The organism is Fluviibacterium sp. S390 (assembly GCF_049800695.1).
Taxonomy (GTDB): domain Bacteria; phylum Pseudomonadota; class Alphaproteobacteria; order Rhodobacterales; family Rhodobacteraceae; genus Meridianimarinicoccus.
Genome location: NZ_JBNAFN010000026.1, coordinates 1 through 15,509, shown reverse-complemented (window position 1 = coordinate 15,509; position 15,509 = coordinate 1). Strand labels below are relative to the sequence as shown.

14 protein-coding genes are annotated in these 15,509 nt (G+C 58.5%); 9 read left to right on the top strand and 5 right to left on the bottom strand.

Annotated elements, in window-relative coordinates; genetic code table 11:
• The first annotated feature begins 10 nt into the window (after positions 1–10).
• Both lspA and lnt read left to right on the top strand, forming a co-directional pair.
• Positions 11–469: a signal peptidase II gene (gene lspA / locus ACP15K_RS17205; RefSeq protein WP_018001715.1), complete on the top strand. Its 459-nt coding sequence runs from the start codon at positions 11–13 to the stop codon at positions 467–469.
• Positions 436–2,043, top strand: a complete 1,608-nt coding sequence (gene lnt / locus ACP15K_RS17200; protein ID WP_038008340.1) for an apolipoprotein N-acyltransferase — start codon at positions 436–438, stop codon at positions 2,041–2,043. Before lspA ends, lnt begins: the two co-directional genes overlap by 34 nt.
• Here the strand turns inward: lnt and ACP15K_RS17195 are convergent.
• The gene (locus tag ACP15K_RS17195) at positions 2,024–2,536 is read right to left on the bottom strand and encodes a L,D-transpeptidase family protein (RefSeq protein ID WP_038008338.1); all 513 of its coding nucleotides are present in this window, start codon (positions 2,534–2,536) and stop codon (positions 2,024–2,026) included. The genes lnt and ACP15K_RS17195 overlap by 20 nt on opposite strands.
• Before the next feature lie 63 nt (positions 2,537–2,599).
• Positions 2,600–4,954, bottom strand: coding sequence for a heavy metal translocating P-type ATPase (locus ACP15K_RS17190; protein ID WP_038008337.1), 2,355 nt, complete (start codon positions 4,952–4,954; stop codon positions 2,600–2,602).
• Between the two features lie 182 nt (positions 4,955–5,136).
• On the opposite strand from ACP15K_RS17190, the gene ACP15K_RS17185 reads away from it, so the two are divergent.
• Positions 5,137–5,421, top strand: a complete 285-nt coding sequence (locus tag ACP15K_RS17185) for a hypothetical protein (protein WP_038008335.1) — start codon at positions 5,137–5,139, stop codon at positions 5,419–5,421.
• Positions 5,422–5,446: 25 nt separating this feature from the next.
• Here the strand turns inward: ACP15K_RS17185 and ACP15K_RS17180 are convergent, their stop codons facing one another.
• The gene (locus ACP15K_RS17180; RefSeq protein ID WP_038008334.1) at positions 5,447–6,112 is read right to left on the bottom strand and encodes a L,D-transpeptidase; all 666 of its coding nucleotides are present in this window, start codon (positions 6,110–6,112) and stop codon (positions 5,447–5,449) included.
• A gap of 530 nt (positions 6,113–6,642) precedes the next feature.
• Positions 6,643–7,713: a hypothetical protein gene (locus ACP15K_RS17175; protein WP_038008333.1), complete on the bottom strand. Its 1,071-nt coding sequence runs from the start codon at positions 7,711–7,713 to the stop codon at positions 6,643–6,645.
• A gap of 227 nt (positions 7,714–7,940) precedes the next feature.
• Between ACP15K_RS17175 and ACP15K_RS17170 the strand changes: the two genes are divergently transcribed.
• The 6 genes from ACP15K_RS17170 (at position 7,941) to ACP15K_RS17145 (ending at position 14,412) form a co-directional block, all read left to right on the top strand.
• Positions 7,941–8,825, top strand: a complete 885-nt coding sequence (locus ACP15K_RS17170; RefSeq protein WP_424991099.1) for a recombinase family protein — start codon at positions 7,941–7,943, stop codon at positions 8,823–8,825.
• 30 nt (positions 8,826–8,855) lie between these two features.
• Positions 8,856–9,305: a DUF4143 domain-containing protein gene (locus ACP15K_RS17165; RefSeq protein WP_424991098.1), complete on the top strand. Its 450-nt coding sequence runs from the start codon at positions 8,856–8,858 to the stop codon at positions 9,303–9,305.
• Positions 9,306–9,829: 524 nt separating this feature from the next.
• On the top strand, positions 9,830–11,014 hold the full coding sequence (repA, locus tag ACP15K_RS17160) for a plasmid partitioning protein RepA (protein ID WP_203199954.1): 1,185 nt from the start codon (positions 9,830–9,832) through the stop codon (positions 11,012–11,014).
• Positions 11,014–11,985 carry a plasmid partitioning protein RepB gene (repB, locus tag ACP15K_RS17155; protein ID WP_267160402.1) on the top strand — a complete coding sequence of 324 codons (972 nt, stop codon included), beginning with the start codon at positions 11,014–11,016 and terminating at the stop codon, positions 11,983–11,985. Before repA ends, repB begins: the two co-directional genes overlap by 1 nt.
• 240 nt (positions 11,986–12,225) lie before the next feature.
• Positions 12,226–13,521, top strand: coding sequence for a plasmid replication protein RepC (gene repC, locus ACP15K_RS17150; RefSeq protein ID WP_424991097.1), 1,296 nt, complete (start codon positions 12,226–12,228; stop codon positions 13,519–13,521).
• 144 nt (positions 13,522–13,665) lie between these two features.
• Positions 13,666–14,412 carry a Fic family protein gene (locus tag ACP15K_RS17145; RefSeq protein WP_424991096.1) on the top strand — a complete coding sequence of 249 codons (747 nt, stop codon included), beginning with the start codon at positions 13,666–13,668 and terminating at the stop codon, positions 14,410–14,412.
• Positions 14,413–14,435: 23 nt separating this feature from the next.
• Here the strand turns inward: ACP15K_RS17145 and ACP15K_RS17140 are convergent, their stop codons facing one another.
• The gene (locus ACP15K_RS17140) at positions 14,436–15,446 is read right to left on the bottom strand and encodes an IS30 family transposase (protein WP_424990000.1); all 1,011 of its coding nucleotides are present in this window, start codon (positions 15,444–15,446) and stop codon (positions 14,436–14,438) included.
• Between the last annotated feature and the right edge of the window lie 63 nt (positions 15,447–15,509).

Below are 15,509 nucleotides of genomic sequence, written 5' to 3'. Positions count from 1 at the left end.
GGTATCTCCGATGATCGGCGTCTTCGCAGCACTTGCTGCGTTCGCGATCGATCAGATCACCAAAGCCATTGTCGTTGCGAATGCCGTCACTTTAAGCGCCGGAATTCCCGTGTTTCCGGGATTCAACCTCGTCTTTTATCGTAATGACGGCGTGACTTTCGGGATGTTGGGCGGCGCGCCGTGGTGGAGCCTCATCGCTTTCGCTCTTGCCATCTGTGTTTGGCTGGGGGTTATGCTGTTTCGCGCCGACAATGCGGTGGAAACGCTTGCCTACGGTGCGATCATTGGCGGAGCCCTAGGCAATGTCATCGATCGTGTGCGGTATCGGGCTGTAACAGACTTTCTCGATTTCTACATTGGCACAACACATTGGCCTGCCTTCAACTTGGCCGATGTATTTGTCGTCAGTGGCGTGGGGCTCTTGCTCGCCGCGCCATGGATCAGCGCGCGGCGTTCGATCAAGTCGTGAAGCCGGAAATTCTGAACCGCATCGCTCTGCGCCACCGTTTTCTTTCGCGGATGACGCTTGGTTTCGCCGCCGGGGCGATGACCGTTCTGACTTTCCCGCCTCTTTCGATTCTCCTGCTCGTTCCCGTTGCCTATTCCGCGTTGTTTGTCGGGCTTCGCGATCTCTCCTTCGGGCGCGCTTTCCTCGTCGGCTGGGCGTTTGGTCTCGGCCAGTTCGGTTTCGGGATTTGGTGGATCGCGGAAAGTTTCTACGTCGAGGCCGAGCGGTTTGGGACGATGGCGATTCCGGCGGTCGCGGGATTGTCCGCAGGTCTCGCGATTTTCCCAGCCATTGCCGCTGCGCTTTTTGCCGAAATCGCGCGGCGCGGAACCATGGGCAGTCTCTTGGCCTGCCTCCTGTTCGCGACCTCCTGGACCGTGGCCGAGTGGTTGCGTGGTCACGTTCTGACAGGGTTTCCCTGGAATCTGGCCGGTTACGCACTTGTAGACTACGCCGCCCTTCGCCAGACCGCCGCCTGGGTCGGAAGCTATGGGCTAAGCTTTCTCACCGTGTTCGTCGCGGCACTTCCCGGCGCGGCTGTCATGGCGTCCGGGCGGCAACGATTGACCGTTTCGCTCATGGCGCTGGCCGGCATCGCGGCTATGTGGGCCGTCGGCACGCTTCGCCTCCAGTCGGATGCACAACAGCCACCCAGTGTCGACCTGCGCATCGTCCAGGGCAACATTCCACAAGAGGAGAAATGGGCGCCCGAGAACCGCGAGGCGACCTTCGCGCGCTATCTTGAGCTTTCAACCCGGCACGGCGATTTCGACGTGCTTCTCTGGCCGGAGACCGCCTTTCCGGGTTTCCTCGATGAGGATACGGAGGCGCGGGCCCGCATTGCCGCTGCGCTAACGGAAGGCAGCGTGCTGCTCACCGGGGTGCCGGACCGTGTACCGAGCGACGATGGCACCCGATATTTCAACACGGTCCAGGCTTTTGGCGCGACCGGCAGAATCCTGACCGGATACGCGAAACACCATCTCGTACCCTTCGGCGAATATGTGCCATTCCGTGGCTGGTTGCCCATCGAGCGGCTCACGGCGGGTCTGGGCGATTTTACGCCCGGACCGGGCCCGCGAACGCTTGCGCTTCCGGGTGTGCCGCTGGTCGCCGTGGCGATCTGCTATGAGATCATCTTCCCAGGTCATGTAGTCGACGACCTGTTCCGACCCGACTGGATCTTCAACGCGACAAACGATGCCTGGTTTGGCAGCAGCATCGGACCTGAGCAGCATCTGGCTTCCGCACGCATGCGCGCCATAGAGGAAGGCCTTCCTGTCATTCGAGCCGCGAATACAGGCATCTCTGCGGTCATCGACGCGAACGGAGAGATCGTTGCGCGGCTCGAGACCGGCGAAACGGGCATCATCGACGCTAGTCTGCCCTCCGCGCGGCCGCCGACACTCTACGCGAGCTTCGGGGACTGGATGCTGTTGGCGCTCATTTTGGCTTCGTGGAGCTGGGCTCTGACGGCCAATGCGACGGCTCATTACCGCCGCATGAGAAAAACCGTCATGCAAAGATCTGGATAGGTGTTCCGTCCTTCACCATTGCATAGATGTCCTCGATCTGCCGATCTGTGACCGCGATGCAGCCAGCTGTCCAGTCGCGGACGTCCGTTGGGTCGATGCCCGGGCGTGGACCACCATGGATGAAGATGTCGCCGCCGGGGGAAAGGCCCTGCGCTTCGGCAAAGGCGATGTCGGCCTCATTCGGATAAGAGATGCCAACTGAAAGATGATAAGTGCTTTCAGGGTTGCGCTTATCGACTACGTAAGCGCCCTCCGGGGTCCGACCGTCTCCCTCAAATTGCTTGTGACCTTCGGGCGCGAAACCCAGCCCGACCGGATAGGTTTGCAATACCCGGTCGACTCCGTCGAGAACAAGCAAGCGCTGCCCCTTGTAGAGCCGAACACGGGTCACCTCGGGTCCGCCATAGCTGCGGAACTTGCTGGCACACCCGGACAAGAACGTTGCCAGCGCGCCTAACAGGACGGCGCGGCGGGGAAATCGGATGGTTTTCACTGCTCGATGCCTCTTTCGTGAGGTCTGATATGGACATTACGTTACCCTGCAAATGCTGCCTGATCAATGTCCGTGGGCAAGCGCGGCCTTTGTCATCTGTGGACCAACCTGTTCACCGCCGGACGGCGGCGCCTTGGCCTCTTGGCTGTTAAGCAGGCGCAGGGCGTTGGCCACCACCAGCAATGACACTCCTACGTCGGCTGCAATAGCGCCCCACATCGATGCCACTCCGAACGCAGTAGCGACGACGAAAACGCCCTTGGTCGCCAAGGAAATACCGATGTTCTGATGAATGATCGACACTGTCCGGCGCGAATGACCGATCAGCCAAGGCACCTTGCCGAGGTCGTCGGTCATCAGGGCAATATCCGCCGTCTCGATTGCCGCGTCCGAACCAACAGCACCCATCGCGATGGCGTAATGCGCACGTGCCATGGCGGGGGCGTCGTTCACCCCGTCGCCGATCATGGCCACCATGTCATGCGTTTCGACCAGTTCTTCGATGGCAGTCACCTTGTCTTCGGGCAGAAGCTCGGCGCGGACCTCGTCGATGCCGACCTCGGCGGCAACGGCGCGCGCTGTCCGCTCGTTGTCGCCCGTCAGCATGACGATGGTCTTCACGCCTTGCGCGTGGAGCTGTGCCACGATGCCCTTGGAGTCGGGGCGGATACGGTCGCGCAATTCCAGGATGCCGGTGACGCCGGTGTCGTCGCCCACGGCAACAAGGGTGCTGCCGGCCCCTTCGATGCGGTCGCGCAGATCCTTCGGAATGGCGTCGCCGAAACCCTTCTCCTCGGCAAACCGGTCGGACCCTAGCCAGATCGACCGGCCGTCTGTGCGTCCTTCAAGTCCCCTACCTGGAACGGTTCGGGTATCTTGCGCGGCGGACACATTGATGCCGTCGGCTTCTGCCCGCGCGAGAATGGCGCGCGCCAAGGGATGCGAGGAACGTGCCTCCAGCCCAGCGGCGAGGGTCATCAGATCTTGCGCCGATGCTTTGCCCAGCGGATGCACCGCCGCCACCTCCGGCTCGCCCATGGTGATCGTGCCGGTCTTGTCAATGGCCAGTGCAGTGGTCTTGCCCGGTGCCTCAACATATGCACCGCCCTTGATCAGCACCCCAGCCCGCGCTGAGGCGGTGAGTGCGGCGACGATGGAGACCGGTGTCGAGATGACCAGAGCACACGGGCAGGCGATCACCAGCAGCACGAGTGCATTGTAGAACCAATAATCCCAGGCCCCACCGAAAATGAGCGGCGGCAGCAGGGCAATTGCAATGGCGAGAGCCATGACGATAGGCGTGTAGATGCGGGCGAACTTCGCCACCCACTGCTCCACCGGCGCGCGGCGGGCATGGGCGTCACCGACCATGCGGATGATCTTGGCCAACACGGTATCCGAGGCGGCCTTCGTGGCGCGCACCGTCAGTGTGCCTTCGCCGTTGATCGTACCGGCATAGACTTCGTCGCCCCGTTCCTTTGGGACCAGCGCACTCTCTCCGGTGATTGGCGCCTGATCGACGGCCCCTGCCCCATCGACAACCTCACCATCCAATGGGATGCGGTCTCCGCCGCGCACGACGAAACGTGCGTTGATAGCAACCGCAGAAGCCGGAACGTCCGCTTCTGAGCCGTCATCATTAAGAACTCTTGCCGTCGGCGGCGCCAGGTCGAGCAGAGCTGAAACCGCATTCCTCGCACGCCCGACGCTCCAGCTTTCGAGGTAGAGCGAGAGCGAGAAGAAGAACGCGACTGTCGCCGCCTCGAAAAATTCGCCAAGCCCGATGGCACCGGCCACGGCGACCACCATGAGCAGGTTCATGTCGGGCGACAGCCGCCGAGCGGACGACCATGCCTTGGGTGCCACGAGCCAGACACCGAACAGGATCGCAACCGCGAACAGCCCTGCCTCGACCAGTGGCATCGGCGCTTCGCCGTGACCCGCGAAGAGGCCGAGCGCCCCGCCCATGCCGGTCTCGATGATGTGCCACAGAAATCCCGCGGCCCAGAAGCCTCCACTGAGCGCCGTAAACAGCCGCTGTCTTGCAAGATGGGCCGCCTGGTCGACCGACGCGTTCTCGGCATCCCAAGGCTTGGCGGTCATGCCGGTGCTTGCGACCAGTTCTGCAATTTCGCCGTCCGATAAACTCTTGGCGCTGTCGAGAATAGTCATCCGCCCATTGATCACGTCGAACGCGAGATGCTCGGCCCCGCCGATCTTCGGGCCGACCACCTTGTTTAGGATTGCTACCTCCTCGGCGCAATCGAGGCCGGACACCTGAAAACTGCGCCCGCCCGCTGGCGCGGGGGTCGCCGGAACGATGTCGCCGCACGTTCCGGCGCTCCTGCAGCAGCTGCCGCCGCTTGTCTGGGCATCTTCGGCGTGATCGTGGTCGTGACGATGGGTGTCGGGCGGCATGAATGGACCTCTGGATTCGGGTGCTTTACCATGACATAGCCCCTACAGTAGCTAGAGCTTCAAGAGCAAAATACGGTGGTATTTCAGTTTGTTTTATTGCTAGAGGATGCGGTGACTGGCTCTATCACGCCTTGAGGCATGAACAGCCGCTGCAAAGAAAAACAGTCACGAAAGGAAGCTGAATGCGGGTTTTGATGCTGAAGCAAAAAATGATAGGCGCAGTGGCGCTGTCGCTCACGGCCGGGTGCGCAGTCCAGCCGACTGGACCGGGCGACGCGGCAAAACAGGGGGGCAACGTTCCCGAAGCCGTGATTGCAATGGCTGGCCCGGATCAGGATGTTGCAACCGCGCGCTTGGTGCCGGAAGACGGCTGCTATTGGTACGAACACAGCGGCCCCGTCGAGACGACCTTGCTGCCGCTGCGCACGGCGAACGGCAATCGTATCTGCACCCCTCGCGAAACTTAGCTACGTTTGCCGACCGCTGCTTGGCTTAGCTGCGGGCAGTGACGCTGTCCTCTGCCGAGTAAAGATAGGCCGTAGAGCCGGTTTCGACGTTCGGGTAAAGGTTATTGATATGCGCCATAACCATCCGTACGCAACCCGAACTTGCGCGGCCACCGATACTTCGTGGGCTCGGAGTGCCATGGATGCGCAGAAGGGTATCGCGATCCCCGACGTAGAGATACAGCGCCCTTGATCCAAGCGCGTTTTCCGGTCCCGGTTCCATGCCATCGGCAATGTCAGCATAAAGTTCGGGGTCGCGATTGATCATGCTCTGTGTCGGTTGCCAGTGCGGCCACCTGACCTTGCGCTTGATGGTATAGACACCCGGCTCGTAGAGGTTCCCCCGCGCGATCGCCACGCCATACCGCATCGCTGTTCCACCATCTTCGATATGGTAGAGATACCGCGCGACCGCGTCGACATGGATATCTCCTGGCACGAGACCAGCCTTCGCAAGGACTCGTTGCGGCAGGAACCGCGGGTGCAAATCCCAGGGATTGGAGGTTTCGGGGACATAATTTGGAGGCGTCACCTGTGCGTCCCATTCAGCCTTCTGCGCCTCGGTGGGCCAGCTATCGGCAAACGTCACGCCGGGAACGGTCGCAGAAAATAGCGCCGTTGTTGTTTGAATGAAGTGTCGTCTTGTCAGCATGTCGTACCCTTTCGGTTCTCACCGGCGATTGATGGCAAGAACGGTATGTGTTCTCCTTGAACAGATAGGACTTCTAGTGGCTAGAGGTTCAAGGGCAAATTTTCGTAAGTAAACATGCGATCCTTGCAGTTTCCAGTTTGCTAGGGAGGAGAAAACTGCTCGCACGATACCTGGTCCGAAGTTGCGCAGCGACAATTCGTTAAGTCGCAGATTGTCTGGAAATTTAGGCACAGCGGCTTCGATATCGCGACCATGAGATCGGGAACGTCACGGCACAGGGAACTTACGCCACTCGCAAATGCTACGATGCCATCTCTGGCTCCGGCTCTCATTCCGTTATTTCGCCCGTTACAACCTTCACCCACTGGAGCTTCAAGCGATCAATTGTCACAAAAACGTGAGACGAATGGCTAACGAACGCTTTGGGCTGGAAAAGCCTTTTCGCATTCGAACGGAAAGTGGCTTAAACGATCATCTGGGGCGGCACTAAAGCGTGCCAGGTCAAGCCGGTGTCAGCCTCGACAAATGACCTATATTAGGTCAGCTTTCCACATGCGATACCTCCCGTGCCCCGTCACCTCGCGGATCAAACCGCTTGCCTCCATCCATGCGAGATTGCGCTGAACGGCGGCGCGGCTGGCTCCGGTCATGGCCTCAGCCATCGGGGCGGAGACCAAGGGCCATTCCGTGAAAACCTTTCGCAAGGCAACCGGCGTGCGGCCAGATAATTGCGCCATGACGTTTTCTGCCCGCCCGATCCACACTTCAATATCATCAAGTGTTCGCATCGCCGTAAGAATTGCGCTGTTCATCCCATCCAACCAGCGGGCCAAACGCTCGGGTGGCAAGCCCGAAACGCGCAGCCCCCCGGCCCCGGCCATAGCGAGCGGCGCGAAGATGGCACCGCTTCCATCGCTGGTCGCGATCCTGGACGCGGTGACGGCAGCTTCGATCTGGTCGCCGTGGCGTCCGAGGCCCGCCAAGCTCCACAGGTGATACCCCATGCACGCCCGCGTGATCGGGTGGAGACCCTTTGCGGCTGCCATGACGTCCAGCCACCCACCCGCGCGATCCTTGAAACGCTCAGCGCTGTCTTCAATGTTCTCGGGATCGCGGCGATCCAGGAAGGCGGCCAAGTCAGCTTTCGGTCCAGGACCGCCTGTTAGGCGCCGAACAGCCCATCCAACTCTTGCCAGTGCATTTGGGTCATCCTGTGCACCTGACAGCCGCATCGATATCCAGAGCGCCAGACGATCAGAACTCACCCGATCCCCTGCGAACCAGCTGAGATCCGCTGCCTCGATAAGAGCGAGGCGATGCCGCCAGCCTTCCGGGCCACGCAGCAGCCGGTCATCCAGAGCTCCCAGGCGTCCAGCCACTCTTGCCAGTCGCGCAGCGTGAACGCCTTCTGCTTTTGCCCAGTCTTCGACGACAGCAGTGTCGGGCGGTTCCGCCCGTGGCCCTGGAGGCAAATCATCCGGTTCTTCTTCAAGTGACCTAGGTAGAAACCAGAGATCGTCTTCGTGAGCCTCTTCATCCTCCTCGATGGTGATAAGGGGGTCGTCGTAATCATCAGTCAAAGAAGAGGCTTGCGTCATCATGTGTGCAAAATACTGATTTTTTGCACATTGCCCAGGCGTTTTTGTAGCCGCTGCCTGCGCCCTTTATATAGTACGAGCGCGCGACTGCAGGTGAAACCTCTCAGATCGCTTTCAGCGCAAGGAAACCAAAGGTTTTTGGACGAGCACGACGAGAGAGCACCTACTTGCATTTGTTTACAAACGGTCGTTTAATCGCGATACCTTAAATTGCAAACGGCCCCGTTTTCATGCCCCTGATAGGCTATGCGCGCGTATCCACAGAGGATCAGACCCCCCTGCCCCAGTCAGAGGCCCTTCAATCTGTGGGATGTTCCGAGATTTTCGAAGAACACGCCTCAGGTGGAAATCGTGCGCGGCCTGTGCTTGCCCGCGTACTAGAGCGAGTTGCCAAGGGCGACACGCTGGTTGTCGTTCGGATCGATCGGCTTGCGCGATCTCTGTCGCACTTGCTGGAGGTGATCGAGCGCCTGGAGGCGAAGGGGGCTTTCTTCCGCTCGCTGCAGGACCCCATCGACACCGCCTCCCCTCAAGGAAAATTCACATTGCAGGTTCTGGGCGCCGCGGCCGAGTTCGAACGTGCCCTGATCCGCGAGCGTACCAAAGCCGGGCTTGCCTCGGCACGCGCCAAAGGGCGCGTTGGCGGCAACCCTGGGCTTCGGGCCAAAGACCCGTCCGCGTTGCGCAAGGTGCGGCTTGCGCGACAGGACGGCTACATGGAGCGCCTGAACGAGACCGCGCAGGACTGGGTGCCCCATGTGCGCCGCTTACGCCCCGATATGGCTTGGGAAGACGTCCTGCGGATTATCAATGGCTCCCTGCCCCCAGATCGCCATTGGACCCAAAGCCGCTTGCTGCGCGCCGTTAAGGCCTACGTCCGCGACGGCTTTCTGTCCGCTGATGTGCTGGGCCGTGCAGGACGCCGCGAAACGGACGACCGCCTCCCCGCGATCGTCGCCGGCATCAAAGGAGCGGACCCAGACATCACGTTGCAGGCGATCTGCGACCGATTGGAGGCAATGCGCGAGCGCACCCCTCGTGGGCGAACCAGTTGGCAGCCATCCTCGGTTAAAATGTTGCTTGAACGAGCGGAAAGGCTGGGGCTGTTGGGGTGAATTTCGGCGCAAAGCCTGCTCGTCGACCTTATGCTAGTGCGGCAACTAAAACCTTGGCATGAAAATGTCGGGAAGCTCCTTGTGAAATTCCCAGAGGTCTATGTCCGGGACAGCGGGATCGTGCACGCCCGATTGAATATCGGAACTTCGGCGGGCGTACTTGGGCACCCGGTCCTTGGCAGCAATAGGGAAGGCTTTTGCATCGAAGTTCATCTTGCCACAGTGCCTTCTGATCCAGAACAATTCTTCTATCGCTCCTCTGCCGGGCTCAACTTGATTCGGTCCTTCGCCCGCCGGATGGCGACATCTGGGCCATCGAAATCAAACGTACGACGACACAGAAGGTCACTCGCGACTTGTAACCGAAGGCATTCGGGCAATGTCTCGCGAACACGGAATCGAGGTGCTGAGAAGACTTTATGGCAGCGCAGGTTCTCCCCATTGGGTGCTTGTCTATGGTGTACCAGCCTCAGCACTTGAATGAGTTTCCGCTACTCAGCAAGATGGCCGAATGAATGGCAGTCGCTCGTGGACGGTAGCCTGGTCTTCGGTGTGTCTTCCGATGTAGCTAGGGCGCATCATTTGCATGTGGCAGCAGTCGACACTTCCTAGTCAATTGTCGTCGACTCCCCTCCCCTCCCCTGCCCCGCGGCGCTTCGTGTCCGGTGTGGCTCATGTTTACTCAGCTACCTGGCTGCTCAACGTCGACCTGGAACCGATGTGCGACCAGGTCGATGACAGAAGGTGGATAGATCGTTTTCACCACGTTTGGCGTCTGCATCTCGATGCTGATCTCGAGGAAGGGAGCATAGGATAAGGTACGAATGCTCGTTGTCACCACGTTTACAGCTGTAAACTCGGCCTAGATTGCGTTCGTGGATATAGTTCCCTACCGTATGTTTAGACACTAAATAGAGGAAAAATCTTGACTTAGCCGCGTGAATCGCTGCTTTTATCCTCAAGTGGCGTGAAAAAGGCCACATTTTGGAAATTGAGGCAACCAGATGATTCCCGTGACACCATTGGCAAATGAGCGCCCATCGGCACTTGCGACCGAGATATCCGAACGGCTTAACGCTGCGATCAGAGAGCACCTACTATCTGCTTTTGCCCCAGACAATTCAAAAACGCTACGTTCTTTTTCAGCCCCAGAAACTGCTGAACTCTTGGGTGTGTCCGGGCAATTCATGCGAAAGGTCCACGCCGAAGGGACACTTCCGGAGCCCGAAGACATCCGGGGTGGCAGGCGCTACTACACAGCCCAAGAGATATGGAATGCCCGCGAAATCCTGGAAAAAACCTCTCGGAAGAAGGGGCGGTATATGCCTCGCCGCTCCGGCGAGGAAAAGCTGCAGATTTGGCAGTTGATGAATTTCAAAGGCGGTTCAAGTAAAAGCACAACGAGCGTCCACCTCGCTCACTACCTTGCTCTTCGGGGCTACCGGGTCTTGGCGTTGGACCTGGATCCACAGGGGTCGCTCACATCAATGTGTGGGATTAGCCCCGAGATCGAGTTTGATGGACTGACCGTTTATGATGCGATCCGCTACGACGATCCGGTCAGCATGGCGGACGTTGTTGTTCAGACATACTTTCCCGGGCTCTCGATTGCGCCTTCACGCTTGATGTTGTCGGAATTTGAGACGGAGTCGGCCGTTCATTCGAACCCGGACCAACCATTCTTTACCCGCATCCGGAATGCCTTGGCGCAGGTCGAGGATGATTTTGACATTGTACTCATGGATAGCCCGCCACAACTGGGTTTCTTGACCATCGCAGGGATGGCTGCCGCCAGCTCCCTTATCGTTCCTCTAACTCCATCGATGTTGGACGTTTCTTCAACAGCTCAGTTTCTCGAGCTGGCTGGGGCTTACATGGGCGTGATCGAAGATGCTGGCGCATCTCTGCAGTATGATTTCTTTAAGTTTCTCATCACCCGCGACGAACCAACCGACGTACCTTCTCAACAGTTGACCTCTTTCATGCGGGCTCTGTTTCAAGACCGGGTCATGTCGGCAACTGCTTTGAAGAGCACAGCAATCAGTGATGCCACCATGCTTAAGCAGTCGATTTACGAAGTGGTGCGTTCGGAGATGACACGCGCCACATATGATCGGGCCAAGGGCTCGATGGATGCGGTCGGGCTCGAAGTGGAAACGATGATCCATCATTCGTGGGGGCGTAAGTAATGGCTAGGAAATCTCTTCGCGATATGTCGGGAATTGCCAACACAATCGCCCGTTCCGGCGGATCACAGCCAGAGAGACCGCCAAAGACCAGCGCTCCGGCTTTGGGGGCTCTTCAAGGCTCTCTGGCATCTATCCGTGAGATTGATCCCAATCTGATCGACGATTGGGGGCCAGTAGACCGGCTTGAGGAGTTTACAGCTGTAAACGTCGAAGACGACGACGAGAGCTTCGAACGATTAAAGAGCAGCATTCGCGAAGGCGGGCAGCAAGTGCCTATACTCGTTCGGCGGTCAAAAGTCGCTGACGGGCGCTTTGAAGCAATCTACGGGAGGCGCCGCTTAAAGGCCTGTCGCGAACTCGGCATGAAGGTACGTGCAAACGTCCAAGATATTGATGATGCTACGGCCTTGCTGGCGAAAGGATTGGAGAATGCAGCGCGCCGCAACCTGTCTTTCTACGAGAAGGCAAGGTTCGCCGAGGCCATCCAAAATGCCGGCCACGATGGAGCAACTGTTCGGCAGGTTCTAAACCTGTCGGCGTCAGGTCAGTCACACCTTACGAAGGTGACGCAGAATGTCCCAGTCAAGATCGGTGACCTCATTGGCGCGGCGCCAAAATCCGGCCGCCCGAGGTGGACGGAGTTGGCCGAGCTCTTTCTCTCTAGGAAGCTCACTGAACGTACGGCTCTCGATATCTTGGCTAAGATCAGGGCAACATCGAATTCAGACGAGCGCCTTGAATTGCTCATTAAGGAAGCGACTAAGCGCGGCGCGAAGAACTCGCGCGAAACTCGGGAGATCACACCCTTAGAGGGAGTGACGATCAAAGCTGGTCGCGCAACACTGTCACTTTCGGTGAAGAAGTCTGGCGCAAACGCTGAGTTTGCAACCTGGCTTGAGAGTAATCTCGCGGAAATAATCAAGCAATCCTATGCTGAATTTACGGATGTAAATTCAGTGGATGACAACTGAGGACGAGCAGAAAGGAGGAACGGCAAACAAAGAAAACCCCCGAAACCGGAGCTTCGAGGGCTGCTGCGCAGAGCGCAATTCTTAGATTAGACACCTAGAATCTAGCAGCCAACGAATCACCACACAAGAGAAAACGCTTCTGAGCGAACGGGATTTCTTTGCCGCTTACATAAAATGACAAAATTGAGTGATGCTCCGCATGGAGCGACTGGGACAGTCATGCCTCAGAACGGCGGAGGTATGTCCAATATCAGCCAACCCTCGGGGTGGCGCAAAGCGACGGCCGGACTGGCGGTTGCTGAACAGCACGCACAAGCTGGTGAAAGAGCAGCCGTGCCCAAAACACAGGCCTTTGTCGCCGTGAAACGCGTTGGTGCGCATATAGGCCTCAAGGCTGGCGACATGCTGCTTCTCGACACGCTTGGGGCATTCACGCAAGCCCAGGACTGGGAAGAGGGACAGCGTCCGATCGTCTGGGCGTCCAACTCTTATCTGATGGAGCGAACAGGCTTCTCGCTCTCGGCGCTCAAGCGCCATTCCCGGCGCCTGACCGAGATCGGCGTGATTGCCTTCAAGGACAGCCCCAATGGCAAGCGGTGGGGCCACAGGGACGCTGACGGCCGTATCATCGAGGCCTATGGCTTTGATTTATCGCCGCTTTCGGCTCGCGCCGAAGAGTTTGAGCGGTTACATGCTGAACTGCAGTCTGAACGTGAACTATGCCAGCGCCTGAAGCGCCAGATCACAGTTGCGCGCCGAATGATCCGCGCGAGGATCGAAGCGGCCCAGGGCGGCGCTCTGAGAGGCCCCTGGACACAGCTCTCAAGCCTCTTTGAAGATCTTCTGGACCGCCTGCCACGCCGGAACATGGCCTCTGAGGCGCTTGCGCGGCTTCTAGAATGGTTCAGAGAACTTCAGGAGCGTGTCGAGGCGACCTATCTCAAGGCATCTCGAGCGGATGACCTTGTGGAAAACACCGCCGAATCCACCGAACAAGTCAGTGAAAAGACTCTAGAAATGGACCCCAGGGAGGTCATTTTTGAACCTCATATACTAACTACAAATCAACTTAATCCTGTAATCCGTAAGTCCTCTGAAAAAGAGAACGCGGCGGGCGTGGTGCCAAATGCGCCACCGGAAGAGAGGGTGGATAGGAAGCTAGAAGACTGGGTAGCTGAAACACGTAAGAAACGAGGTGCAGCGCTTGATTTGCCGACTGTGATGCAGGCTTGTCCTGAATTCGCGTCCTGGGCACGCAATATGGGCGGGTATTTGAAGGATTGGGGCGATCTTCATCGCGTTGTCGGGCAGCTCAGGCCCATGATCGGTGTCTCAGAGCACGCTTGGAACCTCGCACAGGACCGTCTCGGTCCCCAAATCGCGACAGCAGCGCTCGTTCTCACGTTTGACAAGCATTGTGCCGGCGAAGTGGCGTCTCCGGGTGGATATCTGCGGGGTATGGTCGAGAAGGCCGGGGCAGGGGAGCTGCATCTCGAGCGCAGTTTCTATGGCCGGTTGAGCGGACAGGCGGCGTAATGGGAAGTGAAGCAGTTGTCCTGCGTTTGACCTTCCAGATCGGGTATGCGGAGATTGTCGCCCTTATTCTCCGCACCCTCTGCGGTGTTTGTTGTTGTCTTGCGGAGATTGTGCCGTATAATCTCCGCAAGGAATGCGTAAAATATGACTTACATTCACGAACTCCCTGATTGGCCCCAGTTTACCTGGGATAAGGCCAAGCTGTCGTCACAACTTGCTGCGGTCCGTCACCGCCAAGGCAAGCTCTTGGGGCGCATGGAGGGACTTGGCTTCGATCTTCGCAACGAGGCGATGCTCAGAACACTGACCAGTGATGTCGTCAAAAGCAGCGAAATCGAGGGGGAGACGCTCGACAAGGATCAGGTGCGCTCGTCCATCGCGAAGCGGCTCGGGCTCGAAATTGGCGGACTGATCCCGTCTGATCGCCATGTTGATGGTGTGGTCGAGATGATGCTGGACGCGACCCAAGCGTATGACCAGCCACTGGACGCGGAGCGTCTGTTTGGCTGGCATGCGGCTCTCTTTCCGACCGGGCGAAGCGGAATGACTCGGATCAGGGTAGGGGGGTGGCGTGATGGTCCCATGGAGGTTGTGTCAGGACCCTATGGCCGCGAACGCGTGCATTTTGAGGGGCCTGCGGCCAACCGGCTGGAAGCCGAGATGGCGCGGTTTTTGGAATGGTTTTACCAGCACCCGGAAACAGATCCCGTCATACATGCCGCCATCGCCCATCTTTGGTTTGTCACCATCCACCCATTCGATGATGGCAATGGGCGCATCGCACGCGCGATCGCAGACATGGCCTTGGCGCGATCGGAAGGCAGCGCCCAGCGGTTCTACAGCATGTCGACGCAAATTCGGCAGGAGCGGAGCGATGTGAGCTCACGGTGAAGTGCAGTTCCTGATATGTCGTTTTACTCCAGCCGGTTCTGTAACTCCATCAGCTCGCTTTGAAACACCTCAGCGGGCGTTCGGTAGCCGAGGCACTTGCGCGGCGTGGAATTGACGCGGTGGCAAATCGACCTCAAGTATCGATTTGTCAGCGCCGTCGGTTCGGTGGATCTGGGGAGATACTTCCGCAGCCTGTTGTTCGTGTTCTCGACTGTGCCTTTCTGGTACGGAGCTTGTGGGTCACAAAACCATGCATCTGCACCTATCCCGGCTTTCAGGTGCCGCCAGGCGGAGAACTCGGTGCCGCGATCAAAGGTGATCGACTGGCGTGCATCGGCGGGCAGGGGAGCTAGCCCCTGGATCAGCGCCTCCATGATCGGTTTGGATTGGCGATCCTCATTGCGCATGACAACGGCGAAACGACTGACGCGCTCGACCAGAGACGTCACGTTCACCTTTCCATGCTCCTTGCGGAACATCATCAGGTCGCACTCCCAATGGCCGAACTCGGCACGCTCAGAGATGCGCTCAGGCCTGTGGGACAGGCTTTGAACGTCGAAGATGTGGGTCCGGTTATGCTTGCGATAGCCACGCGGCCTGCGGCGGCGGCGATGTTCGGGAAGGTGCCGATAAAACTGCTCCTCGCGACCGTCCTTGGAATAGGCGAAGCGATAGATCGTCTCGTGGCTCACGCGGATCGGATGACGTTCCAATCGCATGCGACCGGCTATCTGCTCTGGCGACCAGCCAGCCTTCAGCCGATCCTCGATGGCGGCCTTGAGTTCAGGATGAGCGATCATCTTGCGATGGACAGCACGGCGCTGCTCGTATTTGTCTTGAGCGACGAGAGCGTGATAGCCGTTCAGCTCCGGTATTTCTTCGTCAGTATATCGGTTCCGCTTAATGTCCCGGTAGATCGTCGAGGGGTCGCGGCACAATCTATCCGCAATCTCTGAGACCGGCATTTTGGCTTCCAGCCACTTTGCGAGCTTGCGCCGTTCGTCCAGCTTCAGGTGACAATAGTGGGTTCCCATTCTTCATACTCCATGCAACTCTCTGTATTCGTACAAAATTTGCACTTCGTTTGTGAATCCACC

Excerpts from the sequence above, each read along its gene's own strand:
- repC (WP_424991097.1), top strand. The coding sequence starts at position 12,226 with ATGTCCAATATCAGCCAACCCTCGGGGTGGCGCAAAGCGACGGCCGGA.
- repA (WP_203199954.1), top strand. The coding sequence starts at position 9,830 with ATGATTCCCGTGACACCATTGGCAAATGAGCGCCCATCGGCACTTGCG.
- ACP15K_RS17170 (WP_424991099.1), top strand. The coding sequence starts at position 7,941 with ATGCCCCTGATAGGCTATGCGCGCGTATCCACAGAGGATCAGACCCCC.
- ACP15K_RS17140 (WP_424990000.1), bottom strand. The coding sequence starts at position 15,446 with ATGGGAACCCACTATTGTCACCTGAAGCTGGACGAACGGCGCAAGCTC.
- ACP15K_RS17165 (WP_424991098.1), top strand. The coding sequence starts at position 8,856 with ATGCTAGTGCGGCAACTAAAACCTTGGCATGAAAATGTCGGGAAGCTC.
- ACP15K_RS17145 (WP_424991096.1), top strand. The coding sequence starts at position 13,666 with ATGACTTACATTCACGAACTCCCTGATTGGCCCCAGTTTACCTGGGAT.
- ACP15K_RS17180 (WP_038008334.1), bottom strand. The coding sequence starts at position 6,112 with ATGCTGACAAGACGACACTTCATTCAAACAACAACGGCGCTATTTTCT.
- lspA (WP_018001715.1), top strand. The coding sequence starts at position 11 with ATGATCGGCGTCTTCGCAGCACTTGCTGCGTTCGCGATCGATCAGATC.
- ACP15K_RS17175 (WP_038008333.1), bottom strand. The coding sequence starts at position 7,713 with ATGATGACGCAAGCCTCTTCTTTGACTGATGATTACGACGACCCCCTT.
- repB (WP_267160402.1), top strand. The coding sequence starts at position 11,014 with ATGGCTAGGAAATCTCTTCGCGATATGTCGGGAATTGCCAACACAATC.
- lnt (WP_038008340.1), top strand. The coding sequence starts at position 436 with ATGGATCAGCGCGCGGCGTTCGATCAAGTCGTGAAGCCGGAAATTCTG.
- ACP15K_RS17190 (WP_038008337.1), bottom strand. The coding sequence starts at position 4,954 with ATGCCGCCCGACACCCATCGTCACGACCACGATCACGCCGAAGATGCC.
- ACP15K_RS17185 (WP_038008335.1), top strand. The coding sequence starts at position 5,137 with ATGCGGGTTTTGATGCTGAAGCAAAAAATGATAGGCGCAGTGGCGCTG.